24 protein-coding genes are annotated in these 25,687 nt (G+C 43.1%); 16 read left to right on the top strand and 8 right to left on the bottom strand.

Translation table 11 applies throughout. The features are described 5' to 3' along the window. Window positions 1-30 precede the first annotated feature (30 nt). The 3 genes from rdgB to hemW are packed head-to-tail and all read left to right on the top strand — an operon-like array spanning window position 31 to window position 2,118. Complete coding sequence (rdgB, locus tag K370_RS07810) at window positions 31-663, top strand: RdgB/HAM1 family non-canonical purine NTP pyrophosphatase (protein ID WP_047540543.1); 633 nt, start codon at window positions 31-33, stop codon at window positions 661-663. Continuing rightward, window positions 660-902 (top strand): hypothetical protein, encoded by a 243-nt coding sequence (locus tag K370_RS07805; RefSeq protein WP_047540540.1) that lies wholly within the window; start codon window positions 660-662, stop codon window positions 900-902. The genes rdgB and K370_RS07805 overlap by 4 nt, the downstream gene beginning before the upstream one ends. Continuing rightward, window positions 880-2,118, top strand: a complete 1,239-nt coding sequence (gene hemW, locus K370_RS07800) for a radical SAM family heme chaperone HemW (RefSeq protein ID WP_047540537.1) — start codon at window positions 880-882, stop codon at window positions 2,116-2,118. Before K370_RS07805 ends, hemW begins: the two co-directional genes overlap by 23 nt. 8 nt (window positions 2,119-2,126) lie before the next feature. On the opposite strand, the gene K370_RS07795 is transcribed toward hemW, so the two are convergent. Both K370_RS07795 and argH read right to left on the bottom strand, forming a co-directional pair. Next, window positions 2,127-3,668, bottom strand: a complete 1,542-nt coding sequence (locus K370_RS07795) for a FimV family protein (RefSeq protein ID WP_047541809.1) — start codon at window positions 3,666-3,668, stop codon at window positions 2,127-2,129. Between the two features lie 18 nt (window positions 3,669-3,686). Further along, window positions 3,687-5,099, bottom strand: coding sequence for an argininosuccinate lyase (argH, locus tag K370_RS07790; protein ID WP_047540534.1), 1,413 nt, complete (start codon window positions 5,097-5,099; stop codon window positions 3,687-3,689). A 119-nt stretch (window positions 5,100-5,218) separates the two neighbouring features. On the opposite strand from argH, the gene K370_RS07785 reads away from it, so the two are divergent. Together K370_RS07785 and K370_RS07780 are read left to right on the top strand one after the other, a co-directional pair. Further along, complete coding sequence (locus K370_RS07785) at window positions 5,219-6,208, top strand: sensor histidine kinase (protein WP_047540531.1); 990 nt, start codon at window positions 5,219-5,221, stop codon at window positions 6,206-6,208. Between the two features lie 40 nt (window positions 6,209-6,248). Beyond that, window positions 6,249-6,977, top strand: coding sequence for a LytR/AlgR family response regulator transcription factor (locus K370_RS07780; RefSeq protein ID WP_047540529.1), 729 nt, complete (start codon window positions 6,249-6,251; stop codon window positions 6,975-6,977). Between the two features lie 32 nt (window positions 6,978-7,009). On the opposite strand, the gene K370_RS07775 is transcribed toward K370_RS07780, so the two are convergent. Beyond that, window positions 7,010-7,687: a mechanosensitive ion channel family protein gene (locus K370_RS07775; protein ID WP_047540526.1), complete on the bottom strand. Its 678-nt coding sequence runs from the start codon at window positions 7,685-7,687 to the stop codon at window positions 7,010-7,012. Between the two features lie 190 nt (window positions 7,688-7,877). Here K370_RS07775 and hemC point away from each other — a divergent pair, with 190 nt between their 5' ends. Together hemC and K370_RS07765 are read left to right on the top strand one after the other, a co-directional pair. After that, the gene (gene hemC, locus K370_RS07770) at window positions 7,878-8,816 is read left to right on the top strand and encodes a hydroxymethylbilane synthase (protein ID WP_047541806.1); all 939 of its coding nucleotides are present in this window, start codon (window positions 7,878-7,880) and stop codon (window positions 8,814-8,816) included. Window positions 8,817-8,826: 10 nt separating this feature from the next. After that, window positions 8,827-9,591, top strand: a complete 765-nt coding sequence (locus tag K370_RS07765; protein ID WP_047540524.1) for a uroporphyrinogen-III synthase — start codon at window positions 8,827-8,829, stop codon at window positions 9,589-9,591. A 6-nt stretch (window positions 9,592-9,597) separates the two neighbouring features. On the opposite strand, the gene K370_RS07760 is transcribed toward K370_RS07765, so the two are convergent. Further along, on the bottom strand, window positions 9,598-10,629 hold the full coding sequence (locus K370_RS07760; protein ID WP_047540521.1) for a CDP-6-deoxy-delta-3,4-glucoseen reductase: 1,032 nt from the start codon (window positions 10,627-10,629) through the stop codon (window positions 9,598-9,600). 21 nt (window positions 10,630-10,650) lie between these two features. After that, the gene (locus K370_RS07755) at window positions 10,651-11,109 is read right to left on the bottom strand and encodes an FxsA family protein (RefSeq protein ID WP_047540519.1); all 459 of its coding nucleotides are present in this window, start codon (window positions 11,107-11,109) and stop codon (window positions 10,651-10,653) included. Between the two features lie 155 nt (window positions 11,110-11,264). Here K370_RS07755 and dsbD point away from each other — a divergent pair, with 155 nt between their 5' ends. The 7 genes from dsbD to K370_RS07720 all read left to right on the top strand — a co-directional run bounded on the left by dsbD (window position 11,265) and on the right by K370_RS07720 (window position 17,910). Continuing rightward, window positions 11,265-12,860, top strand: a complete 1,596-nt coding sequence (dsbD, locus tag K370_RS07750; RefSeq protein WP_235272720.1) for a protein-disulfide reductase DsbD — start codon at window positions 11,265-11,267, stop codon at window positions 12,858-12,860. Beyond that, entirely contained in the window at window positions 12,860-13,399 is a 540-nt protein-coding gene (locus tag K370_RS07745; RefSeq protein ID WP_235272719.1) for a TlpA family protein disulfide reductase, read from the top strand. Before dsbD ends, K370_RS07745 begins: the two co-directional genes overlap by 1 nt. A 207-nt stretch (window positions 13,400-13,606) precedes the next feature. Then, window positions 13,607-14,062 (top strand): type II 3-dehydroquinate dehydratase, encoded by a 456-nt coding sequence (gene aroQ / locus K370_RS07740; RefSeq protein ID WP_047541803.1) that lies wholly within the window; start codon window positions 13,607-13,609, stop codon window positions 14,060-14,062. A 64-nt stretch (window positions 14,063-14,126) separates the two neighbouring features. Then, window positions 14,127-14,579 (top strand): acetyl-CoA carboxylase biotin carboxyl carrier protein, encoded by a 453-nt coding sequence (accB, locus tag K370_RS07735; RefSeq protein WP_047540515.1) that lies wholly within the window; start codon window positions 14,127-14,129, stop codon window positions 14,577-14,579. Window positions 14,580-14,623: 44 nt separating this feature from the next. Then, window positions 14,624-15,973 (top strand): acetyl-CoA carboxylase biotin carboxylase subunit, encoded by a 1,350-nt coding sequence (accC, locus tag K370_RS07730; protein WP_047540513.1) that lies wholly within the window; start codon window positions 14,624-14,626, stop codon window positions 15,971-15,973. A gap of 45 nt (window positions 15,974-16,018) precedes the next feature. After that, window positions 16,019-16,918 carry a 50S ribosomal protein L11 methyltransferase gene (gene prmA / locus K370_RS07725; protein ID WP_047540510.1) on the top strand — a complete coding sequence of 300 codons (900 nt, stop codon included), beginning with the start codon at window positions 16,019-16,021 and terminating at the stop codon, window positions 16,916-16,918. After that, on the top strand, window positions 16,915-17,910 hold the full coding sequence (locus K370_RS07720; protein WP_047540508.1) for a zinc-ribbon and DUF3426 domain-containing protein: 996 nt from the start codon (window positions 16,915-16,917) through the stop codon (window positions 17,908-17,910). Before prmA ends, K370_RS07720 begins: the two co-directional genes overlap by 4 nt. A 28-nt stretch (window positions 17,911-17,938) precedes the next feature. Here K370_RS07720 and K370_RS07715 read toward each other — a convergent pair whose 3' ends face one another. Further along, window positions 17,939-18,841 (bottom strand): hydrogen peroxide-inducible genes activator, encoded by a 903-nt coding sequence (locus tag K370_RS07715; protein WP_047540505.1) that lies wholly within the window; start codon window positions 18,839-18,841, stop codon window positions 17,939-17,941. A gap of 340 nt (window positions 18,842-19,181) precedes the next feature. Between K370_RS07715 and K370_RS07710 the strand changes: the two genes are divergently transcribed. Both K370_RS07710 and K370_RS07705 read left to right on the top strand, forming a co-directional pair. Next, window positions 19,182-20,669 (top strand): catalase, encoded by a 1,488-nt coding sequence (locus tag K370_RS07710; protein ID WP_047540502.1) that lies wholly within the window; start codon window positions 19,182-19,184, stop codon window positions 20,667-20,669. 115 nt (window positions 20,670-20,784) lie between these two features. Continuing rightward, on the top strand, window positions 20,785-20,949 hold the full coding sequence (locus K370_RS07705) for a rubredoxin (RefSeq protein ID WP_047540499.1): 165 nt from the start codon (window positions 20,785-20,787) through the stop codon (window positions 20,947-20,949). 295 nt (window positions 20,950-21,244) lie between these two features. On the opposite strand, the gene K370_RS07700 is transcribed toward K370_RS07705, so the two are convergent. Next, complete coding sequence (locus tag K370_RS07700) at window positions 21,245-22,192, bottom strand: response regulator transcription factor (RefSeq protein ID WP_047540496.1); 948 nt, start codon at window positions 22,190-22,192, stop codon at window positions 21,245-21,247. Continuing rightward, window positions 22,189-25,620: an ATP-binding protein gene (locus K370_RS07695; protein WP_047540493.1), complete on the bottom strand. Its 3,432-nt coding sequence runs from the start codon at window positions 25,618-25,620 to the stop codon at window positions 22,189-22,191. Before K370_RS07695 ends, K370_RS07700 begins: the two co-directional genes overlap by 4 nt. Between the last annotated feature and the right edge of the window lie 67 nt (window positions 25,621-25,687).

Genomic DNA, 25,687 nt, shown 5'->3' with positions numbered 1-25,687 from the left:
GACAATATTGGCGTAGGAAAATTGATACCGATGAACAAACTCGTTATTGCATCGAACAACCAAGGTAAATTGCGTGAGATTCAAGCGTTATTAACCCTGCTTAATATTGAAGTATTGCCACAAGCCAGCTTGAATATTAGCGAAGCAGATGAACCGCATTTCACCTTTATCGAAAATGCCTTGGCCAAAGCGCGACATGCCAGCTTACATAGTGGCTTAGCTGCACTAGCAGATGATTCAGGCCTGTGTGTTGAAGGGTTGCAAGGGAGGCCTGGTGTTTATTCAGCACGCTTTGCCGATATGATTAACCCTGATGGGTGTGCCGAAACAAACGCGGACAAAATAAACCGCGATGAAAAAAATAATCTGGCCTTATTAAGCGCACTGGCAGGCCAAAGTAACCGCAGCGCTTATTATTACTGCGCGTTAGTATTGGTGCGCCGGCACGACGATCCTCAACCCATCATTGCAGAAGGCATTTGGTCAGGTGAAATTTTAACAGCACCAAGAGGGTCAAATGGCTTCGGCTATGACCCTTTGTTTCTGGATTTGAGTCACCACAAAACCGGCGCAGAGTTAAGCCCTGACATCAAAAACAAAATCAGTCATCGTGGCCAAGCGTTGCAACAATTAATGATTAAAATCAAGGCATTAAAAGTATGAAAAATCTACCAATATGGTTACGAGATGATGGTAGCATAGTCTCTTGCACCGAAAAAATCAAAGTCATGCGCGAAAATTTTGAAGAGATTCAACAGATCGCCCAAGATGCATTTGAAGATGGTTTACTGCTAGAAGTATCCGAAGCGCAGATGCGTGAAGCCCTGCATCAACTCGTCAATCAGTTAATTAACCCTTATCAAAAAACTAAAGCGGCCCTTGAAAAAAGTTATACCAATTAAAGCGGACACACTTTTCAATACGAAAACTGAGCCAATCAATAGCACTTCGCCACTTTTAGGCCAGGCAACATTATCCGGTCTGGCCAATCCGCCGCCTTTATCGCTGTATATTCATATTCCTTGGTGTGTTAAAAAATGCCCGTACTGCGATTTTAATTCGCATGAGTCACGCACTGATATACCTGAAAAGCGTTATGTAGCGGCGTTAATTGCCGATTTAGAGCAATCCGTGCCGCGCATTTACGGGCGCAAAATCAGAAGCGTATTTTTTGGTGGTGGTACACCGAGTTTATTTTCTGCTGAATCAATCGACGAAATTTTAAGCACGGTGCGCATGTTAACGCCGCTGGAATATGGCGCAGAAATCACACTGGAGGCCAATCCCGGCACTGTGGAAACCAGCCGTTTCGCAGGTTATAAAGAGGCAGGTATCAATCGCATTTCACTGGGTATTCAAAGCTTTAATGCTGATTATTTAAAAGCACTCGGTCGCATTCATGATGATAAGCAAGCCATTACAGCGGCCGAACTGGCACTGAGTACCTTTGAACGCGTGAATCTGGATGTGATGTATGCATTACCAAATCAGACGCTTGAGCATGCGCTAAATGACACGCGCCAAGCCATCGCGCTGAACCCGGATCATCTATCGTTTTATCATTTAACGTTAGAGCCCAATACGCCGTTTCATCGCACACCACCTAGTTTGCCAGATGATGACTTGAGCGCAGACATGCAGGAACAGATTGAAGCTTTATTGGCTGAACATGGTTACGAGCATTATGAAACATCGGCTTTCTGCAAGCCAAACTCTCACGCAAGGCACAATATGAATTATTGGCAATTTGGCGATTATTTGGGCATTGGCGCAGGCGCCCACAGCAAGCTAAGTTATCACGATAAAATCACCCGCGAAACGCGACACAAACATCCAAAAGCATTTATGGAAAATGCTGAAGCTAGCAACGCTGTGGATAATAGTTGGCTGATTCCGCAAGCGGATTTAGGTTTTGAATTTATGATGAACGCACTCAGGTTAACGAGCGGTTTTGAAACAAAGCTTTTTCAAGAGCGTACGGGTAAATCCATACAAAGCATTAATTTAGGGATAAAAACTGCTTTAGAAAAAAAATTAATCCAGCAGGATTTGCAGCGAATAACACCGACTTTATTAGGCCAACGTTACTTAAACGATTTATTAGCGTTGTTTTTATAAGCGTTTAATTAATCAAACGTTTTACGCGTATCCAGCAATGCAATCAGCATTAAAATTTCATCCAGCACGGCTTGGCTAAAACCTTCTCTATCGCCATCACGATTATCCGTAATCAAGCTTTCCAGATACACTTTCGCCAAATCGCTAGGCCAAACTGCATCCAGCTTTTCCATGATATGCGGAAATTCCTCTAAGTCTTGCGGCACCACAATTGCAGCGCTGGTCTCGTACCATACTGGCGTCATCACATTAAAAGTGCGATGCAGGCTTTGCGCGTAATGTTCAAAATCTTCTTTTAAACCTAACGTTCTGAATATCTCAAGCAAATATAGCCAATGATTAATAGAGTTTTTTGGCTGTGTTTCGATGATTAACTTTAAGTGATCAATCGCATCTTGCGTGCGATTAATACTCATCAGCAATTTCGCTTCTTCTAAAGTTGAAACCGCCTTAGCTTGCTCATCGCGCATTTGCGTATTCATAAAACGCTTGGTTGAATCTTGTGGCTGCTGCTCAGCTACATACTCAGCTTCGGCAGCCACGGCCTCTTGTTCCGTGTCTTGCCATTGCCCGCCTAAATCCGTCAAAGTGTCATCCATAATCGGCACCGACTCGCTAAAACGGGTCACCACACGCTGGCGATATTTTAAAAGGAAGTTAGCAGCTAGCACCAATAAAGCAAGCAAAGCTAGCGCAGCCAATAACCCATACTTCAGTAAATTAGATGGCGATTCTTCTACTTTTTCTGTTGCTAGAACTGCTGACACTGGCGATTGTTGCGTCAATGGCTTCACTTGCTTCGTGACAGTATTAACGCTATTTACCTTGTTTCCATTGGCACTATCATCATTCAGATTTTTAAATGATTTTTTAGCTGATAGCGTGTTAGCGACCTCTTGCGTTTCTGGCTCTGACGATTGGATATTGTCTGTTAAACCAGTTGTAGCGGCCTGCTTATCAGGCATACTCAATGTTTTATCCAACATCAGTTTCAAATAACTTAATTTTGCTTGCAAAACGCTTATTTGGGCATGTAAGCGCTCTAATTCCGCTTTCAAAAGATCATTCTTGCTTAGTAATAACTCGTACTCTTGTGCTAATAGCGCGGGCAAGCTACCCGTCGATTTTTCCATGCCATAACTCATGCTCAGATCTGGGCTGGCCGTCTTTGCACGATGGGAAGTATTAGCAGCTTGCCTGCTTTTTGATAGCGATTTAAGTGTGGGAATCGTTAATAAAGTTGGTGTTTCAAAAACCATGGATGGTTTAAGTTTTGGTTCGATCTCTGCGTTTAACTGTAAAGTTTTAGCAATAAATAAACGCTGCATTGCCTTATTGTTAGGATAAAACGCGCGTGCAACATCATTCAGGCTTTCGCCAGGTATTGCTGTCCATGACAAGCTATTCCCTGTATCACTAGCTGTTGATGAATTAATGCTATCTGCAGCTAGCGCATCGTCGCCCACGCCGTCTAACGCGCCATCAACCGCGCTCACGTTGCTTACAAAAGTGAGCGCAATCAGCAGAGTTAAAAACAGTTTCAGTTTCAAGATAGCCTTAATCATTCACTAATTGAATATTTGGCGCGCCCGTTCAATCGCTTTTTTCACCTGTACTGGCGCAGTTCCGCCAATATGGTTACGGCTCGCCAACGAACCTTCCAGCGTTAATACAGCATACACATCTTCTTGAATTAACGCATTAAATTGCTGTAAATCAGCCAAAGGCAAATCGGCTAAATCACATTTTTTTTGCACCGCATGTTTTACAGCCAAAGCCACCGCTTCATGTGCGTCTCTAAACGGCAAGCCTTTTTTCACCAGATAATCAGCCAGATCGGTAGCTGTTGCAAAACCTTCCAACGCCGCCTGACGCATATTGGCTTTATTCACGTCCACGCCGCGCAACATATCTGCATAGATTGCCAGCGTAATTAAAATCGTATCGGCAGTATCAAAAAGCGGCTCTTTGTCTTCTTGATTATCTTTGTTATATGCCAGCGGCTGACCTTTCATCAAGGTTAACAAGGCAACCAAATGCCCATTCACACGCCCGGTTTTACCACGTACCAATTCTGGCACATCGGGGTTTTTCTTTTGCGGCATAATCGATGAACCAGTACAAAAACGGTCTGCAATATCCACAAAGGCGAACCTTGGTGAGGACCATAAAATCAGCTCTTCAGAAAAACGCGATAAATGCGTCATTAACAATGCGCTGGCGGCGGTAAATTCAATGGCAAAATCGCGATCGGAAACCGCGTCTAGTGAGTTTTCACAAACTCCATCAAAGCCCAGACTTTTAGCGACCATTTCGCGATTAATCGGATAGCTAGTGCCAGCCAAAGCGGCTGCACCCAATGGCAGGCGATTGATGCGCTTACGGCAATCAACAAAACGTTCTGCATCACGTTTTAACATCTCAAAATAAGCCAGTAAATGATGGCCAAATGTCACTGGTTGTGCGACTTGCAAATGTGTAAACCCTGGCATGATCGTGTCAGCATGCTGCTCAGCCAGATCGACAATACTCAATTGCAGCTTTTTAATAGCCACTAAAATATCATCGACTGTAGCACGCAACCAAAGCCGAACATCGGTTGCCACCTGGTCGTTACGGCTTCTGCCAGTATGTAAGCGCTTACCTGCATCACCGATTTTATCAGTTAAGCGTTTTTCAATATTTAAATGTACATCTTCTAAATCCAGCAACCACTCAAAACTACCCGCCTGAATCTCAGTCAGAATTTCAGCCAAGCCTTTTTCAATTTTAGCAACGTCATCCAAACTAATAATGCCTTGTGCGCCCAACATCTGTGCATGCGCAATGGAGCCTGCAATATCAAACTCAGCCAAGCGCTTGTCAAAATCAACCGAAGCCGTGTATTTTTTAACCAGTTCTGCGACTGGTTCGTTAAAACGGCCTGACCATGCAGTTGATTTTTTATTTAATGAGTTGTCTTGCACTGGTTTGTCTTGCACAAATAGCTACTTTCTTGTAATTGTTTAGCAAACTTAATGTTGAAGCCGCTTGCTTTAAATTGTGAAAAATTTCTTTAATAATAATATACTTATGGCAATATTATAACGAACTATACGCCGTGCGCAAAAATAGCCGTTTACCCAATTTACATAACCTTGGCATTCACCTGCGCATTTTGCTGATTGTGAACCTGTTAGCCGCCATCACCGCGGTTTTATTCAGCAAACAACTCAACGATTTTTTACCTTTACTAGCCGAATTATCCGCTGTCGTACAGCCGATTTTACTGCTCAGCATGTTAAGCCTGTACGCACTTTTCCCTTTAATCAATAAATGGCATTACTGGCAAGGTATTGTAGCCATTTTATTGTTAGAAATCGGTCTGACTTTTTTAGTATTTACATTTTTTAATCAACTCTTTCTATTCGAAACAATTCCCAATACTTATCGTGCTTGCCTGTTGAGCGCGATTGTCACTGGCATTGTCTTTTACTACTTTCATTTACAACAACGCGCCTATTCGCCCGCAATCGCAGAGGCACGTTTACAAGCGTTGCAAGCGCGTATTCGTCCGCATTTTTTGTTTAACAGCATCAATGCTGTGTTATCGTTAATTCGTAGCCAGCCAAAACGTGCTGAAGCCGCGTTGGAAGATATGGCGGATTTATTTCGCGTCTTAATGGCAGACAATCGCGATTTAGTGCCATTAGCGCAAGAAATCGCTTTATGCCGTCAATATTTAGCTTTAGAAAAACTACGTTTGGAAGAGCGCCTAAAAGTCACCTGGCAAATTGATGATATGCCACCGGATGCATTGATTCCGCCCTTGATTTTGCAACCACTACTGGAAAATGCGGTGTACCACGGCATAGAGCCTATGACTGACGGCGGCGAAATTATTGTCACGATTTATACCCGACACAAAGAATTGCACATCAGCATCAACAATCCTTATGCTGCACAGAATCAACATCTTACTGGTAACAAGATGGCTTTAAAGAATATTAAAGAACGCTTGAGTTTGCATTTTGATTTAGAAGCCGCGTTAAGAACAACCGCTAAACAGAATCGTTATGATGTACATATTCGCTTGCCCTTGACGCGTTAACTTAATATAAAAAATCTACTAAAAAGTTGCACAAAAAAACATGTTAACTATTTTAATTGCTGATGACGAAGCACCTGCGCGCAATCGCCTGCGGGATTTACTGGGTAATATTGCTGAAATGCATATTGTCGCCGAAGCCAAAAATGGCAAGCAAGCCATTGATTTGGCCATACAAACCAAACCGGATTTAATGCTATTGGACATCCGCATGCCGTTAATGGATGGCATTGAAGCGGCACAACATGCGCAGAAACTGGAACCAAAACCGCACATTATTTTTACCACGGCATTTGATGCCTATGCGATTAAAGCATTTGATTTAAACGCGATTGATTATTTGCTGAAACCAATTCGTTTAGAACGTCTGCAAACAGCGATTGATAAAGCACAAGCACTAAAACCCAAACAGATTGAAGCCTTAAAACCGCTGCAAAAAATACGCAGCCACTTTAGTATTCATGAGCGGGGTCGCGTTATCTTAATACCTGTTGAGCAAGTGATTTACCTGCGCGCAGAACTGAAATACATCACGGTGCGCACGGTTGAACGTGAATATCTGATTGAAGAATCGCTCACCCATCTGGAAACCGAATTTGGTGAGCGATTTTTACGTTTGCATCGCAACTGCCTAGTTGCGCCGTTATTTATTACCGGCTATGAGAAACGACTGAATGAAGCTAACGAAGAACGCTGGGTTGCCTTATTAAAAGGCGTCTCCGAAACCGTCGCCATCAGTCGTCGCCAACAACATCTTGTCCGTGAAACTTAACACCTGAAACAAGATGAATATTCACTGTCGCGTTATTGTTGTTTCTTTTTAGCTTCAGCCTCTGCAATCACTTTCGCCGCCCATTCGCGGCCACCCAAACCAAAAGCCAGTGCGAGTGCCAAAAAGAAAGCGCCGAAAACGATCACAAATAATGAGTGAATCAGTTGCAGGCCAATGCCTAATTGCTCAAGCGCAACAAATATCGCCAAAATCTGAATGCCGTATTCAGCCGATGTACTAATGGTTAAAGCGTTGCTGAATTTAATGCTGTAAAGCCATGCAAATACCAGACGGTTCACAAAACGTGCTAATAAAGTACCGAAAATCAACACTAAAATCGCCACGATAATGTGTGGTAGATAGCTCGCTAATTGTTGCAATAGAACTGCGACTTCACTCAAACCCAAGGCATTTGCGCCAGTGATCACAAATAATAGAATCACCAACCAATACACGACTTGGCTAATAATGCCGCTTAAAGTCACATTCAAACTGCCATGACTCATAAAGGATTCCAGGCCAGATTTTTGCGCGAATTTGTCAAATTGTGTCAACACTAAAAGGCGTTTTACAGCCGCTCTGGCTAGCTTAGCAATCAACCATCCGAAAAATAAAATCACGACAACCGCTAGTAATTTCGGCACGAAGTGAATCAGTTGCACCCAAAATTCATTCAGTGAATTGACGAAAGTGTCTAATTGATATTGCATGAGCTTCTCCTTAAAAACGTTTTAAAACAGTTGATTAATCTAACAAATCAATCAATTTTATAAATTAAAATCTGTCATTAAAATCCATTGCTACCACTAAATTGGCATCAATTATCTTTTTTAGCTTAACCCAAAAAACACAATTTTGTACATCCATTCGCAAACTAAAAGACATGCTAAAATTCCTGTTATGAAAAATCAACCCGCAAAACTCGTGATTGCCTCACGCGAAAGTGCGCTGGCAATGTGGCAAGCCAAGCACATTCAAGCCAAACTACAAAAACTATATCCTAGCTGTGACGTGACTATTCTGGGTATGACCACCACCGGCGACCAAATATTAGATTCGCCTTTGGCGCGCATTGGTGGCAAAGGTTTATTTGTAAAAGAGCTTGAAAATGCGTTGGCAGACGGCAGTGCAGATTTGGCCGTGCACAGCATGAAAGATGTGCCCATGAACCTACCAGAAGGCTTTGTCATAGCCGCGACAGGTGAACGGGAAGATCCGCGTGATGCCTTTGTATCAAACCACTTTAATTCGCTAGAAGATTTACCTGCTGGCAGCGTTGTCGGCACATCCAGCTTGCGTCGCCAAAGCCAGATTCAAGCACGTTTTCCTGATTTAAAAATTGAATCCCTACGCGGCAATGTGCAAACACGGTTGCGAAAATTAGACGAAGGCCAATATGCAGCCATTATCTTGGCGGCAGCAGGTTTAATCAGGCTAGAGTTAGGTGACAGAATTCGTCAATTTATTTCAGCAGAGCTGAGTATTCCGGCGGTGGGTCAAGGCGCACTGGGCATTGAGATTAATGCGAACCGTCCCGATTTGATCGACATATTAGCGCCGTTAAACCATATTGATACGCAATTATGTGTAGAAGCGGAGCGTGGCATGAGTCGCGCCTTGGCAGGCAGTTGCACGGTGCCGTTGGGTGCTTATGCAGTGCGTGATGGTCATAACATCAACATCACAGGTTTTGTCGCTAGTGTAGATGGCCAACAGATTTTGCGCGAAAAAGTCAGTGGCAGTGCGGATAATGCTGAAGCACTGGGCAAACAATTAGCCACTAAGTTGGTTGCTCAAGGCGCTGATAAGATTTTGGCTGCGCTGGATCATATTAAGTAATTTTTTCAGCATGGCGGATCAATTGTTTACTGGTAAATCGCTCACGGGTATTGGCATCGCCATCACCCGCCCTCTCGACCAAGCAAAAAAATTGAGCGCATTAATCAGCGATGCAGGCGGCACTCCCTTTTTGTATCCACTGATTGAAATTACACCGCTTAGCGATTACAGCCAGTTTGAATCTGTAATAAATGAAGTTAAGCAATACGACTGGGGCATTTTTATCAGCAGCAATGCCGTGCAAAATAGCATGCCACGCTTGCTGAAAAAAGGCATTCCGCCCTCCTTAAAGTTTGCTGCCATTGGCCCTGTTACTGCCGCTGAATTACAAAGCTTTGGCGTTGACCATATACTCGCTCCAGCAAATCGTTTTGATTCTGAGTCTTTACTCGCGCTGCCTGAGATGCACGCTATGCAAGGTAAAAAAGTGATGTTATTCCGCGGAGTTGGCGGACGCGATGTATTAGCAGAAACGCTTAAAGCGCGCGGTGCAACCGTTACTTTTGCAGAGTGTTATCAACGCATTAATCCGCAAACTAATTGCAATTTACTGGCACAGCTTTGGGCTGACAAAAAACTACATGGCGTTGTAGTCACCAGCAGTGAAGCCATGCGTCATTTGCTAGATTTAGCAGGCGATTCCGAGTGGTTAAAAAATGTGACTTTATTTGTCAATCATGCACGGATTGCAGAATTGCCATCGCAACTTGGCTTAAAAGTTAAAGTTGCGGATACACCAGGCGATATAGGAATGCTGGACAATATCACAGACTGAACTAATTTATATTGCAGCTATTTTTGGCGCAGGATTAGCAAACGTAAATGCATCGCTAAAAAATTCATCTGCCTCCAAACCTTGTTGCACAAAGCTTTGATGCGCAATATCCACCATGCCCGGCGCACCGCAGGCGTAGGCTTGATAGCCGCTTAAATCACCAAAATCATCTAATACAGCTTGATGCACAAGCCCGGTTCTGCCCTGCCAATCGTCATTTTCTACCGGTTCAGACAATATTGGAATATAGCGAATATTAGGAATGAGCTCTGCCCATTTTTCGCATAAGTCATGCATATATAAATCGCGCAATTGCCGCGCACCACGATATAGAATAATTTCTCGGTTGATATTGTGATACAGCATATGTTCTATCATGCCTTTTACTGGTGCAAAACCTGTGCCGCCAGCGACAAAAATAATCGGCTTGTTTGAATCCTCGCGCAAGAAAAAACTACCGAATGGCGCCTCTAACCTTAAGATGGCTTTTTCTACCAATTCATTTGCGGCATATTCACTAAACTGGCCACCTGGTATAACGCGAATATGTAGCTGCAAAAAATCGCTATCATGCGGTGCGCTGGCAATTGAAAAAGCACGGCGTTTGCCATCTTTTAAAATAAATTCAATATACTGACCAGCTTTAAATTGTAAGCGCTCACTTGCTGGCAATTGAAGGTGCAACGCAATCACATCGTGTGCGATCTGTTCTTTTTTTGCCACGCGCGCTGGTAATATTCGTGGTTTAATACCTGCCAAACCACCCACTTCACGGCACTCAATCGTTAAATCCTCCAATGGTCTCGCGCAACACAAAAGTGCCGTTCCGGCTGCCAATTCAGCATCCGTCATCGCGCTATCCTGGTAATCGTCATGCATGACTTTGCCGGTAATAACCTCGGCTTTGCAGGCGCCACATGCGCCGTTTCGGCAACCGTAGGGTAAATTGATGCCTGCCTCGATTGCTGCTTCCAACACGGTTTGACTTGGGCGCACATCAAATGTGTGACCACTGTTCTTAATGGTGACTTTACTCATTTTTATCGTACTTTTTTAAGATTACTTTTTGTCATTATCATCGTGCACATGCGTGTACTCACCTTCAATCACGTCATCATTGGCGGCGCGATTATTGGGCGTTTGTTGATATTGCGGTTGTTGAAATGGCTGTTCATATTGGTTAGCAGTGGTATTTACATTTGGTTTGCCAATGGGTATTAACAATAGAATCACCGCAATTATGTCCGTGATGACTCCAGGAATAATTAACAGTACGCCAGCGATCATATTACGCGCACTGCCTAACATGGTTTTAACTGGATTGCCGCCAGCTGCCAGGCTTTGCATCATTTTGGCGGTTAACAATAGTTTTTCGCCACGAATTAATTGTAAGCCCAAGAAACCAACCACGACTAAATAAAACAATAACCACCAACCGTATTCATCTGCAAGGTTAACCAGCAGAATTATCTCGAGAAATGGAAAAGCGAGTAAAATTAAACCTAGTATAAAACGCATATTAACGAACTTTCTGACCAATTGATTACACTAATTGGGGGTTAAATAAAGCATTTACAACCGCTGACGTTAACATTGAATAGATTAAATATGCATGCATCTTGTGCAGCGGAGCTTATTTGAAACACCTATTAAACATCATTGTAATCGCTTTTATGGCAACGCTAACACTGCCATTATTGCATGCCGGCGAAAGTAGCTCTGTTGGCAGAAGTGCTTTTATAGAAGAAGCTCAAGAGGATGAGTTTTTATCACCCGATGTGGCTTTTAAACTAGATTTAAGCGTCATCGATGCTGAAAATTTGAATGCTGATTTCAAAACAGTGCCTGGCTACTATCTATACAAAGACCGTATTAAGTTTGTTATAAAAGACGCCAATACAGGCAAAATTCAAGCGGTAAATTTACCTGCTGGCGAAATTAAAGATGATCCTAATTTTGGCAAACAAGAGGTCTATCACCATGATTTTGATGCAAAAATACAGTTAAGTGCCGCCAACAATCCCGTTATCCAGGCCACATATCAAGGCTGTAGCGAAAAAGGCTTATGCTATGCCCCTGTCACAAAAATAATTGAAATTGCACTACCAAAGAATGGCAACAACGTTTCTGACATTGCTGTTTCTAACGCAGATGAGGATAAAACGACTCAAGCATTAAAAGGCGGCAATTTATGGCTAATTATTGGCGTGTTTTTTATCGCAGGCTTATTGCTCTCCTTCACGCCCTGCGTATTACCGATGATTCCGATTCTATCCAGCATCATTGTCGGCAGCCAAGCCAAACGCACTCAACCCAGCAAATTACACGCTTTCAGCTTATCAGTGGCTTACGTATTGGGCATGGCATTGAGCTACACACTGGCCGGCATCGCCGCAGGTTTATCCGGCAACTTACTCAGCCAATCATTACAGACTCCGTGGGCACTTGGCGCAACAGCACTCATTTTTGTCGCGCTGGCTTTTTCAATGTTTGGTTTTTACGAACTTAAATTACCCGCGGCATTTGAAAACAAAATATTAGGTGCCAGCCAAAAATTAAAAGGCGGCGAGTTTTTAGGTGTTTTTGTGATGGGCATTTTATCTGCGCTTATTGTTAGCCCATGCGTCGCCGCACCACTGGCTGGCGCCCTCATTTATATCGGCCAGACCAACAATGTGCTTTTAGGCGGCGTCGGCTTATTCGCGCTGGCCATCGGCATGGGTGTGCCCTTGTTATTGATTGGCGCATCTGCCGGTAGCTTGCTACCAAAAACAGGTAGCTGGATGACGGTTGTACGTAACTTTTTCGGCGTGTTAATGTTGGCAATGGCGGCTTATTTGGTATGGCCTGTTTTGCCTGCAAGCGTTACCGCACCGGTCAATCAATTGCTCGGCAACTCAGCTGAGCACAACCTGCCATTTACTCGCATTAAAAATACTGCAGAATTAGATTCTGCCATCCAAGCGGCTAATGGAAAAATCGTCATGCTGGATTTTTATGCGGATTGGTGTGTGGCCTGCAAAGAAATGGAAAGATTTACTTTTAGCGACACTAAAGTAAAAACCGCATTAAAAGATGCCGTTTTATTACAAGCTGACGTGACTGAAAATAATACAGCGGATCAGGCTCTACTTAAACGCTTTGGGCTATTTGGTCCGCCTGGCATTATCTTTTTTGATATAGCGGGCAACGAAATTAAACCAAAAGTCATTGGCTATAAAAATACCAATGATTTCTTAAAAATACTTAATAAAGTGAATCAACCTTAATGCGCCATTTTTTCAACAAAATTAAAACGCCCATCTTTTACCTCATATTAATGATGACGCTCGGCTTTGCCATTCGTTACTTTTTTCTCAATACACAAGTTGAAGATGGCGGCAAACAATCGACTCAAGTTTTATTTGCGGCCAATTTTCCTGATGAAAACGGTCACCCACAAGCATTAGAAAAGTATGCCGGCAAAACTGTGATACTTAACTTTTGGGCAAGCTGGTGCGAACCATGCCGCGAAGAAATGCCAGAGTTATCGCAATTACATACCGAATACAAAGACCGCAATGTGGTCGTATTAGGCATGGCGATCGAAGACGTTGCCGCGATTAACGGTTTTTTAAAGGAAACTAAAGTCAGTTATCCATTATTTGCGGCCGATATGCAAGGCATGGAAATCGCTAGCAGCCTGGGCAATAACAAAGGCGTACTGCCTTTTACCGTTATCATCAAATCAGATGGTACATTAGCCAAAACTTATTTTGGACGTGTGACTAAGCCATTATTAGAGCAAACTTTAAAAACTTTAATGTAAAATTGTATTAACTTTCACATACAATTCATTATAAGAAATTCCATATTCTATTCAACCACTTATGCGGTTTTTAAGGCTTAAGTTCGCTTAACTACTGCGAATTTGCTGGACAAAAGTGTTCAAGTTCGGCAAACTTGGCGACATGAAATTTTGCAAAAATGCGTCAATGCGTCAACTATCAACACTAGAATTAAAGGCAGCTCGATAATGGCTGCTCGTTCTGTATTGGTATTGCATGGTCCAAATTTAAATTTATTAGGCTTGCGAGAACCAGAACATTACGGCAACTTAACACTTGATGCCATTAACAATGCTTTAAACTCATTAGCGCAACAAGCAACTATTAGTTTAGAAACATTTCAAAGCAATTCAGAGGCAGAAATTGTCGCTAAAATACAGTCATTAGCGGTTAAAACCGTCGATTTTGTCATTATCAACCCGGCTGCGTTCACACATACTTCAATTGCCATTCGCGATGCACTCTCTGCGATTAAAACACCGTTTATTGAAGTACACTTATCTAATGTGTTTGCGCGGGAAAGTTTTAGGCATCACTCTTATTTTAGCGATATTGCCGTTGGTGTGATTAGTGGCTTAGGTGCAGATAGTTATGTGGCTGCACTCAATTACGCAATCAATCAATTTAACAAACAGCCAGCTTAATTTCTCTATTAAGCCATTATTTTTCTAAAAAAACTCTTATAAATAGATTATCTCCGAGGTTATTATGGATTTACGTAAACTTAAAAAACTGATTGATTTGGTAGAAGAGTCTGGCATTTCAGAGCTAGAACTAACCGAAGGTGAAGAGAAAGTGCGCATTAGCCGTGCGCTTATGCCGAATCAAGCGCCTATGATGCAATATATGGCAGCGCCGCAGACTGCGCCGGTTGCACAAACCGTTCCTGTACCTTCAGCGGCGACTCCCGTGATTGCTGAAGTAGAAGGTCATGTTGTTAAATCCCCGATGGTTGGTACGTTTTACCGCTCATCCTCACCTGACGCTAAACCATTTGTTGATGTCGGCACCAAAGTCGCTGTCGGCGATACACTCTGTATCATTGAAGCGATGAAGTTACTGAACGAAATTGAAAGTGATGTTGCTGGCGTGGTGAAGAAAATATTATTAGAAAATGGCCAGCCCGTAGAGTACGGTGAACCGCTTTTCATTATTGAATAGCTTAGATTCAACACAAGTGGTTAAGACTGATTGGTTAATTAAATATGTTTGAAAAAATATTAATTGCAAACCGTGGCGAGATTGCGCTACGAGTACAACGCGCCTGTCGCGAATTGGGCATTAAAACAGTTGCGGTACATTCTGTTGCCGATAAAGAAGCTAAATACGTTAAGTTGGCAGATGAGTCCGTATGTATTGGCCCTGCCGCTTCTAATTTAAGCTATTTAAATATTCCTGCAGTGATTAGTGCAGCAGAAGTGACCGATGCACAGGCTATTCATCCTGGTTATGGGTTTTTATCGGAAAATGCAGATTTTGCAGAACGCGTAGAACAAAGCGGCTTTGTGTTTATTGGCCCACGCGCTGAAACCATTCGCCTAATGGGCGACAAAGTATCCGCCAAAAATGCAATGAAAGCGGCTGGTGTTCCCTGTGTGCCTGGTTCTGACGGCGCCTTGCCAGATGACCCAATAGAAATTATCAAAACCGCCAAAAGAGTAGGCTACCCAGTTATTATTAAAGCGGCTGGCGGCGGAGGCGGACGAGGCATGCGTGTTGTTCACACGGAAGCGGCACTGATTAACGCCGTGAATATGACAAAAGCCGAAGCACAAGCAGCTTTTGGCAATCCCATGGTTTACATGGAAAAGTTTTTAGAAAATCCGCGCCATATCGAAATCCAAATTCTGGCTGATCAGCATGGCAATGCGGTATTTCTGGGCGATCGCGATTGCTCAATGCAACGCCGTCATCAAAAAATTATTGAAGAAGCACCTTCACCGCTTTTAAGCCCCAGAATTCGCGATAAAATCGGCGAGCGCTGCGCTGAAGCCTGTCGAAAAATTAAATACCGTGGCGCAGGTACTTTTGAGTTTTTGTACGAAAATGGTGAGTTTTATTTCATTGAAATGAACACGCGCCTACAAGTTGAACATACGGTAACCGAAATGATTACTGGCATTGACTTAGTGCAACAGCAAATTTTTGTTGCTGCTGGTGAAAAATTAAAATTCCGCCAAAAAGATATTGAGTTGCGTGGTCACGCTATTGAGTGTCGCATTAATGCCGAGGACCCGTACAGCTTTGTACCATCGCCAGGCAAGTTGACTACGTTTCATATGCCAGGTGGTCCAGGTGTGCGTATTGATACTCACGCGTATGCTGGTTATACCGTGCCGCCGCATTACGATTCGATGATCTGTAAACTGGTTACGCATGGCGCAACTCGAGAACAAGCCATTGCACGTATGCGCATCGCTTTATCTGAAATGTTAGTTGATGGCATTAAAACCAATATTCCTTTGCATGCAGATTTAATGGCCGATGCCGCGTTTCATTTAGGCGGCACTAGCATCCATTATCTGGAGCAAAAATTGGGGATTAGCCATAAGTAGTCCATCTGTTTTAATCTGTAACAACTTAACCTGTAAAAATACATAATGGCGTGGCTACTACTCAAAATTCAAGCAAATGAACATAATGCTGATGCGATAAGCGACGCACTAATGGACTTGGGCGCGCTATCTTGCAGTATTGAAGATGCCAATGCCGAAACACAAGCTGAACAAGCATTATTTGGTGAGCCTGGCGACCCGCCACCTGGTATTTGGCAACAAAATATCGTCACCGCCATGTTTGATGAATCAGTCAATGTTACGGAAATAATCCAGCAGTTAAGCACTACAACTGCAGGCCAAAACTATCAATACAGCACTGAAATGATTGCCGAGCAAGATTGGGTGCGCTCTACGCAAGCGCAATTTGACCCGATTAAAATCACCGATAAACTTTGGATCGTGCCGACTTGGCACCAGTCCACTTGGCAGGAAACGGCTAATCAAGAAGCGATTAATATTGTATTAGACCCTGGCCTAGCGTTCGGCACAGGTAGCCACCCTACTACGCATCTATGCTTGGAATGGCTGACAAAAACCATGCCGAGCCAAAGCGTATTGGACTATGGCTGCGGATCAGGCATTCTGGCCATTGCAGCAAAAAAACTGGGCGCGCAGCAAGTTGTCGGTGTTGATATTGATACTCAAGCGATTGTGGCAAGTCGTTACAATGCGCAACAGAATCAAGTCGATGCAGCGTTTTTTGATGCAGATACCTTTAGCCATGAAACCTTTGATGTGGTTGTGGCTAATATTTTATCCAGCGCACTCATGGTCTTGGCACCAGCACTTGCAAAATACTGCAAAACAGGTGGAAAATTAGCATTATCCGGCATATTAGAAACCCAGACTGACGCATTGATTGAACGTTATAGTGAATGGTTTACCATGGATGCGCCGCATCAGCGAGATGCCTGGGTATTGCTAACCGGCACAAAAAAATGAATTACATTACCGCTTGCCCTGCTTGCGAAACACAATTTCTGATCACGAAAGAGCACTTAAAAGCCTATCGTGGCAAAGTGCAATGCGGTAATTGCAACCATATTTTTAATGCCAAGAATCGCTTAACCGAAGTCTCTGAAGACTTTCAAAATGCAGAAGAACACGCTGAAGCTCATACGAGCTCTGAAATCGAATCAGATGAAATCGTTACAAGCGCCTCCGATATTGAATCTACTCCCAGCGAATCTATAACGACAGAATTATCATCCAGCGGCGACGAAAAGCCGATTAATGAGAAATTAAATGTCGTATTGGAAGCTGTACCCGATTTATCCGACTTAACATCAGCCGATTCTGCACCACCAGACTTAGACTCTGCTGAAACAACGCGTGATTCATATATCAGCAAGCCTATTACAGAAACGATTTCAGAAAATGATATTGATATCGAATCGATTCGTGCGCCTATCTTAATAGAAGACTTAACTGCCGATCCGAAATTCCAGCTGACCAAACCAAAACGTAATGTCTGGCTGTTAGTCGCAATCTGTTTGTTGTTAATTGTCGCAATCTTGCAAAGTACTTATTTTTCACGCTCAAAGATTGCAGCTAATTACCCTCAATTCAAGCCTTATTTGGTGCAAGCTTGTGAATATTTACGCTGTAAAATTAATTTGCCGCAACAGTTGGATTTACTCACTATCGATGATTCAGATATGCAAGAAAGTCAGGATTATCAAGATGTGATTGCTTTTTCTAGCCTGGTCATCAATAACGCCAATTATGTCCAAGCTTATCCTAATATTGAACTCACGCTAACCGATGCTGAAGATAAACCTGTATTAAGAAAACTGGTTAAGCCGCAAGAATATTTGCAAGCTAGCACTGATGCCGCAAAAGGTCTTGCGGCACACGAAGAAGAGCGTATTAAACTGATGATTAATGTACACAATTTATCCGTTGCGGGCTATCGCGTGCTACTTACTTACTAAGTTTTCTTAAATCGTATTCTTTACGCACTTAAGCAATCATCTTCATGTAATCAGAGCGGATTGCTTTAATCGCATCTACAATCTTTTCTACCGTTTCTAAACGCACAAAACTTTTACGCCAGGCAATTGCAATGCGCCTGGTTGGTGCCGGACTGGCAAATGGAATTACTTTAATCAATGGATTGTTATAACGCTCCGCTGTAGCAGAACAAGGCAGAACCGTGATGCCTAAATTTGAAGCGACCATATTGCGAATCGTTTCTAAGGAGTTACCCTGCAAAACCTCGCCTTTACGCGACAATTCCGGACAAGCTTGCGTCACCTGATTACTAAAGCAATGTCCACTATTCAATAACAAAACTTTTTCATCAGACAACTCTTCTGGATTAATATGTTTGCGCGTCGCCCAGTGATGATCGCTTGGCACCACTACATCAAACTCTTCGTCATATAAGGCTTTATATTGCAAGCCTGGCACATCAAATGGCAATGCAATAATCGCTACATCTATTACGCCATTACGCAGTTGCGCTTCAAGATTCGCCGTTAAATTTTCCTCTACCTCCAATGGCATTTCTGGTGCCGTTTGACGTAATATCGGGATAATTTCTGGCAATAAATAAGGCCCAACAGAATGAATCATACCCAGTTTCAATGCACCTTTTAGTTGATTTTTACCCAATTCTGCCAACTGCTTGATACGCGCAGCTTCTTCTAGCACGCGCGATGCTTGCTCAATAATTTGCGCCCCGATTTCAGTTGGCGTGACGTCGCTACGGCTACGCTCAAATATCATCACATTCAACTCTTCCTCTAACTTCTTAATCCCCAAGCTCAACGCAGGTTGCGTGACAAAACACTTCTCGGCCGCACGCCTGAAATTACGCTCTTGCGCCACCGCCATTACAAATTTAAGTTCGATTAAGGTCATTTTTTGCCATTGAATTAGTAAAGCAGATTAGTAAAATTTATCGTCATCAAGAATCTTACATTGATTAATTTTATTTATCAATAACATCAAAATTGACAATTATACAAATTAACAAAGCCTCCCTAGAATACGATCCATGTCATCAATACTTTATTGATACAAGATTAAAAAGGTTAATACAAGGACGAAAAAGGAGCGCAACATGCTAAACCCTGCATTAAATCAAAACAGCCAACTGCTCATTGATCTGCTGGCAACCTACGCACTGGCATATTAATTCAGGCAAAAATTAACCACTCAAAACAATCTATTTCTATCTTTTGTGATCAAGGAGAGCAGTATGAGTAAAACAACATTAACTACTTCGGCAGGTGCGCCAGTCGCAGACGACAACAACAGCATCTCAGTCGGCGCACGCGGCCCGTTAACTTTTGATAATCATTATTTATTTGAAAAATTGGCACACTTCAACCGTGAGCGTATTCCAGAACGCGTTGTGCATGCACGCGGCACGGCGGCTTACGGCACATTCACGGTCACTAAAAGTTTAAGTGATTACACCTTTGCAAACTTCTTGCAAACGGTAGGCAGTCAAACTGAAGTATTCTTACGCTTTTCAACGGTAGGCGGTGGTCAAGACTCTAACGATTACGCTCGCGACCCACGTGGCTTTGCGGTGAAATTTTATACCAATGAAGGTAACTGGGACATGGTGGGCAACAATACACCGGTATTCTTTTTAAATGATCCAATCAAGTTTCCAGACTTTATCCACAGCCAGAAAAAAGACGCGCGCACCAACCTACCTAACTCAGCCAACGCATTTGAGTTTTGGGCAAATCACCCACAATCATTGCACCAAATGACCATCCTGATGTCAGACCGCGGCATTCCATTGTCATATCGCAACGTTCATGGTTTTAGCAGCCACACATTGAGTTTTTACAATGCCCAAGGTAAACGCTCTTGGGTGAAATGGCACTTCAAAACCAATCAAGGCATTAAAACATTAACCAATGAAGAAGCCGCAAAAATGCCTGTTAACGGTGCACAGAAAGATTTGGTCGATGCGATTGATCGCGGAGAATTTCCAAGCTGGACGGTAAAAGTACAAATTATGAGCGAGGCTGATGCGCGCACTTATGGCATTAATCCTTTTGACTTAACGAAAGTATGGCCGCACAAAGACTATCCTTTAATTGAGATTGGTCAATTGGAATTAAACAAAAACGTACGCAACTATTTTGCTGAAACAGAGCAAGTAGCGTTTGCCCCAAGTAACTTTGTACCGGGCATTAACGCAAGTCCAGACAAAATGTTACAAGGCCGTCTATTGGCGTATCAAGATGCACATCGCTATAGAATTGGTGCAAATGTGAACCAAATTCCGGTGAATGCTGCAAAATGCCCAGTCAATCATTACCAGCGTGATGGTGCTTTTTCTGGCATGGGTTGCCCCGTTGGCCATTCAAGCGACGAAGCAAGCTATACCAACGCAGCACACACAATCAGCGCGGCTAACTTTTTCCCTAACGATAGAGCCAGCGATGGTGCGCCAGTTACAACGCCGCACGTTGCACCACCGCTTATGCCAGTATTGGGGGATGCCTGGATTGGCTATCACAATCAAGATGCTGAAGACTACTACACGCAAGCAGGTAATTTATTCCGCATCATGAACGATAATCAAAAAGCGCAATTATTCGGCAATATTGCAGGCGGCTTATCAACCGCTAGTGCAAGTATTCAAGAACGCATGTTGGCACAGTTCGCAAAAGCAGATCCCGCATATGCAGAAGGCGTTAAACAGGCACTTGCTGCGGCATAATATAATGGGCAGGTATTAAATTAATCGCCCGCACAAAGCGGGCATTTTCTAATGTAAGTCTTAAAACTTATGGCCGACTAATGAAATAATTAACATCAATGATTGGAGTATTTCTATGAAAACTTGGATATGCCTCATGTGCGGTTTCATTTATGAAGAAGAAAAAGGCTGGCCAGAAGAAGGCATCGCCCCTGGCACGCGCTGGGAAGATGTACCAGCCGACTGGTTATGTCCAGAATGTGGGGCCAGCAAAGCCACGTTTCAAATGGTTGAATTGTAATGAAAAACTTATGCTGTCCTGAAATTTAACGCACCAAGTTATTGAGGTTTTTTTAAATTCCGCTAAAATATTCCCCACAAAATTAGTCGTTAATTATTTAGCGTAATACTTTTAAATCAATCGTAAATTTAAATCGGAGAGTATTTTGGAATTTGTTGGCGCAATTGGTATTTATTATTTGTTAACTGTATTGGTGGTTATTAGTGCGTTTTTGTATGTTTGTGTTAAAAAAGTTAAATAAATAAAAAAGGCCTTAAATGGCCTTTTTCAATTTTAAATCCTGTTTAAACTCCCATTAATTAAAACCGCGTAATTTTGAAGCGGCAAGCGATGCAGCAGCCGTTCTTGTTTCAACACCTAGCTTTTCAAAAACGTGTTCTAAATGCTTGTTAATAGTTCGTGGGCTACTGCTTAATATATCGCCAATATCACGGCTGGTTTTACCTTTAATCGCCCAATAAAGCACTTCGGATTCGCGCTTTGTCAGCTTGAAAGTCAACATTAACGCTTCTATCTGCGCCGTATCTGACTCCTCTCTCAATACAATAACCCACTGTTCATCACTGCTGATATCAGCCGGGCTAAAACCCAAACGCTTGGTGCTTTGAATAATTGTCATCGCCTGTAAAGTTTTGCCTGAAGCATCTGCTTTGTAAGCAGATACAATCCAATTTAATATCGGCTCTGGCGTCACAAACTCACTTGTCTCATTTTCTGGAAAAAAGTAACTTTGCAGCCATTGCCGTGCCAATGGCGTCTGCCAGACAATTTTCCCGTTTTGCGGTGTAATGGCAATAGCAGCCTGACCAAAGGCATCCAATGCACCGCGTGCCTGATGCATCTGACGCGAAGTCTTTAAATGTGCTGCGATCCTGGCTATCACCTCAGTGGTGCGGATTGGCTTGGTGACATAATCAGTACCACCTGCTTGAAACGCCGCTACCACATGTTCCGACTCGGTCAGGCCAGTCATAAAAATCACCGGAATATGACTGGTTTTGGCATTTAATTTTAATTTGCGACAGACTTCAAAACCGTCCATCTCTGGCATCATCGCGTCTAACAAAATAATTTCTGGCTGAGCGGCTTCTGCCCGCTCAATTGCCACTTGACCGTTATTGGCGATTAGAACGGTGTAGCCGGACTCATCCAGTGCATCGTGCAAAATGGCTAAATTATCCATCACATCGTCCACAATCAGTACAACGGATGATTGATGTCGATTTAAATCGGGTTTGCTCATGCTCTAATTTCTTGTATAAAATTTTTCATAATATCGATCTGAAACTGGCTGGAGAATTTTCGCATCAGCTCTACAAAAGCGGAATAAACAGGGTCAATTAAAAGAATTTCGTCCAGCTTGCCATTAATGCCTTTTATGTAACCAAGATTAATCAATGCCAACAGCTCGGTCAGGATTTTTTCTGGCGGCATAATCATTTTGCTGTGATCAACAATACTTTCTTGGTTTTGTAATAAATTTTCCACCATGCTCGTGTCGGTTATCCACTCCAAGTTCAATCGATTGCCCAGCCAATTTAATAATTCTTCAACATTCACCGGCTTGACGATAAAGTCATCGCTAGCTATTCCCGCTGAATTTTCAAGATTCTTGTCATATGCATTTGCAGAAACAATACCAATCGGAATGGGCGACTGGTGTACTTTACGAATGACATAAGCCGCTTCCCAGCCATCCATTACCGGCATCGCCAAGTCCATTAGGATAACATCTGGGTTAAATGCTTCATAAATATCCAGACACTCTTGCCCTGTGGCTGCCTGCGCCATCTCAAAACCCAGCGGCGCCAATATATTCACTAACAATTCCCTATCCACTTGCTCATTATCCACCACCAACACCTTTCGTCTGGCACCTAGATATGTCACACGATTGGCAAAAACGTTGCTGTCAATTTCTTCTAAATGATGCACCTGCGATAGGAATAGTCTAATTTGGAAAGTAGTTCCTCTGCCAATTTCGCTGGTGAAATTCAACTCGCCGCCCATTAATTCGGTCAGTAATTTACTAATGGTTAAGCCAAGTCCGGTGCCGCCAATATTGATTTGGTTCGCCGCGCTACCGCGTGAAAATGGCTCAAATATTTTGTTATATTCTGCACGAGAAATACCAGGACCTGTGTCTTGGACCTCTATATAAGCAATCTCGCGCACATATCGCACGCGGAAAGTAATGCTACCTGTCTTGGTAAACTTAACGGCATTACCCAGAATATTGATTAAAATCTGCGTTAATCGCTTTTGATCGGCTTTAACGACAGTAGGCAATTCACCAATTGCTTCATACTTAAAATCCAGACCTTTATTGCGTGCCTGCAACTCAAACATGCTGACGATTTGGCTGATAAATTCGGGGAATTTAATCGGCTTGATATCAAACGTCAGCTTTCCGCTTTCAATCAACGCAATATCCAGCGTTCCTTCAATTAACGATAGTAAGTGCTCACCGCTGCGCCGCACCACTTTAATGGCATGTTTGCGATGCAGAGGGATAGAGCTGTCGTTATCCAACAATTGGGCATAACCCAAAATACTATTGAGTGGCGTTCTGAGCTCATGGCTAATGCCCGTGATATAGCGACTTTTCGCCTGATTAGCTTGTTCTGCAAGGTGCCTCGCCAACTGTAATTCATTATCGGTTTGTTTATGCAAATCGATCTCACGCAATAAAAGCCCTGTTTGGCGATTCGATTCCTCTTGGGCTACGCGGCGGCTTTCTGTGGTTAGCACCAGCCACCACGCAATGATGCCGCTGGCAAAAACCAGCGAAGCAAATACTTTTAAATAACCCGCTCGCAATTGCGGCAGCAAGGCGGAAGCGCTTTCTTCCAGCGTGATGGTTTCATGGAAATAAATCAAACCGAGTAATACGCCAAAAAAAGCCAATGCGATAAACATCAATAAAAGGTAATGCGCAACGCCGCCTTTAAGATGCGGCCACACCCATTCTGGAAAGATAAATTTATTGGCACTTAACCATTGTTGCGACAAACGTGCCTCCGGCTTACAGGCGTCATTACAGCGTGCGTCTAAACAGCAGCATAATGAGCAAATGGCGCCTTGGTAAGCTGGGCAGTGTGCCATATCATCCGTTTCATATTCTCGCTCGCAAATCACACATTTTTGCGTACGCGTTTTTGCAGGAAAGCTATATTGCTTGCGCGCGACGTAATACTTGCCCTTGGTTAACCATGCGATAAATGGCGACGTGACCAATGCGGTTATCAGCGCAATGAAGGAAGAAAATGCTTTGGCTTCTTCTCCAAATATGCCAGAAAATGCTGCAATCGATACAACAGACGCCAGAAACATCGCACCCACACCAACAGGATTAATATCGTACAAATAAGCACGCCGAAACTCGATACCTTTTGGACTTAATCCCAGTGGTTTATTAATGACTAAATCAGCAACAACGGCGGTGATCCAGGCGATTGCAATATTGGAATAAAGCCCTAGTACCTGTTCAATGGCTTTAAAAACGTCCAATTCCATCAGCATAATAGCGATTAGCGCATTAAAGACTACCCATACCACGCGACCGGGATGACTATGCGTCAGGCGTGCAAAAAAGTTAGACCATGCCAGCGAACCTGCATAGGCATTGGTCATATTCACTTTCACCTGTGAGATCACCACAAACAAAGTGGTCACCGCCAAGGCGATTTCATATGAATTAAAAGCATAGCCAAACCCCACCAGATACATATGTGTGGGATTTACCGCCTGTTCAAACGACATATCGCTTTGAATAACCAGATACGCCAACAGCACGCCACCAAGCATTTTTGCCATACCCAGAAAAATCCAACCGGGGCCAGCCATTAATACGCCAAAATTCCAGCGCCAACGATTTTGGGGCGTTTTTTCTGGCATAAAGCGTAAAAAATCCACTTGTTCACCAATTTGGGGAATTAATGCCACACCAACCGCAGTTGCTGCACCAAACATGAGCAGATTAAATTCACCAGAATTTCCAGAAACACCGGCAAATGACAATAATTTAGAAATTATCTGTGGATCATGATGCAACACTGCAATAAACGGCATGCACATCAAAATCAACCAAATTGGTTGCGTAATCATTTGAATACGACTAATCAACGTGACGCCATGCGTGACCAAAGGGATGACAATCAGCGCGCTAATCAGGTAACCGATATAGAGCGGCATATGAAAATACAGCTCAAGCGCGTAAGCCATAATCGCTGCTTCCAGCGAAAATAGGATAAAGGTAAACGACGCGTAAATAAACGATGAAATGGTGGAACCGATATAACCAAAACCTGCACCACGCGTAAGCAAATCCATGTCTAGGCCATATTTGGCGGCATAGTAGCTAATGGGCAGGCCTGTTGAAAAGATAATCATGCCGACTGATAAAATCGCCCAAAGCGCGTTGACCACGCCATAATTAACCGCGATTGTGCCGCCAATTGCTTCCAGTACTAAGAATGAAATCGCGCCTAAAGCGGTATTTGAAACACGCAGAATCGACCATTTACGGAATGAGCGTGGTGTGAATCGAAGTGCGTAATCTTCGATGCTTTCATTTGCTACCCACGTGTTGTAATCACGGCGAATTTTAACGATGCGCTGTGTGGGTTCGGTATTTTCCGATACGTTTGAAGCCAGGTTTGCTGTCGTCAACTCATCATTCCTACTATTTAAGTAAATTAATTTTGCCTAATAACAGGTTGTGATGAGCAATAACTAT

It is taken from the genome of Methylotenera versatilis 7 (genome assembly GCF_000799165.1).
Lineage (GTDB): Bacteria > Pseudomonadota > Gammaproteobacteria > Burkholderiales > Methylophilaceae > Methylotenera_A > Methylotenera_A versatilis_A.
Note: the sequence above shows the minus strand (reverse complement) of the source record. Positions and strands in the feature narration are given on the sequence as shown.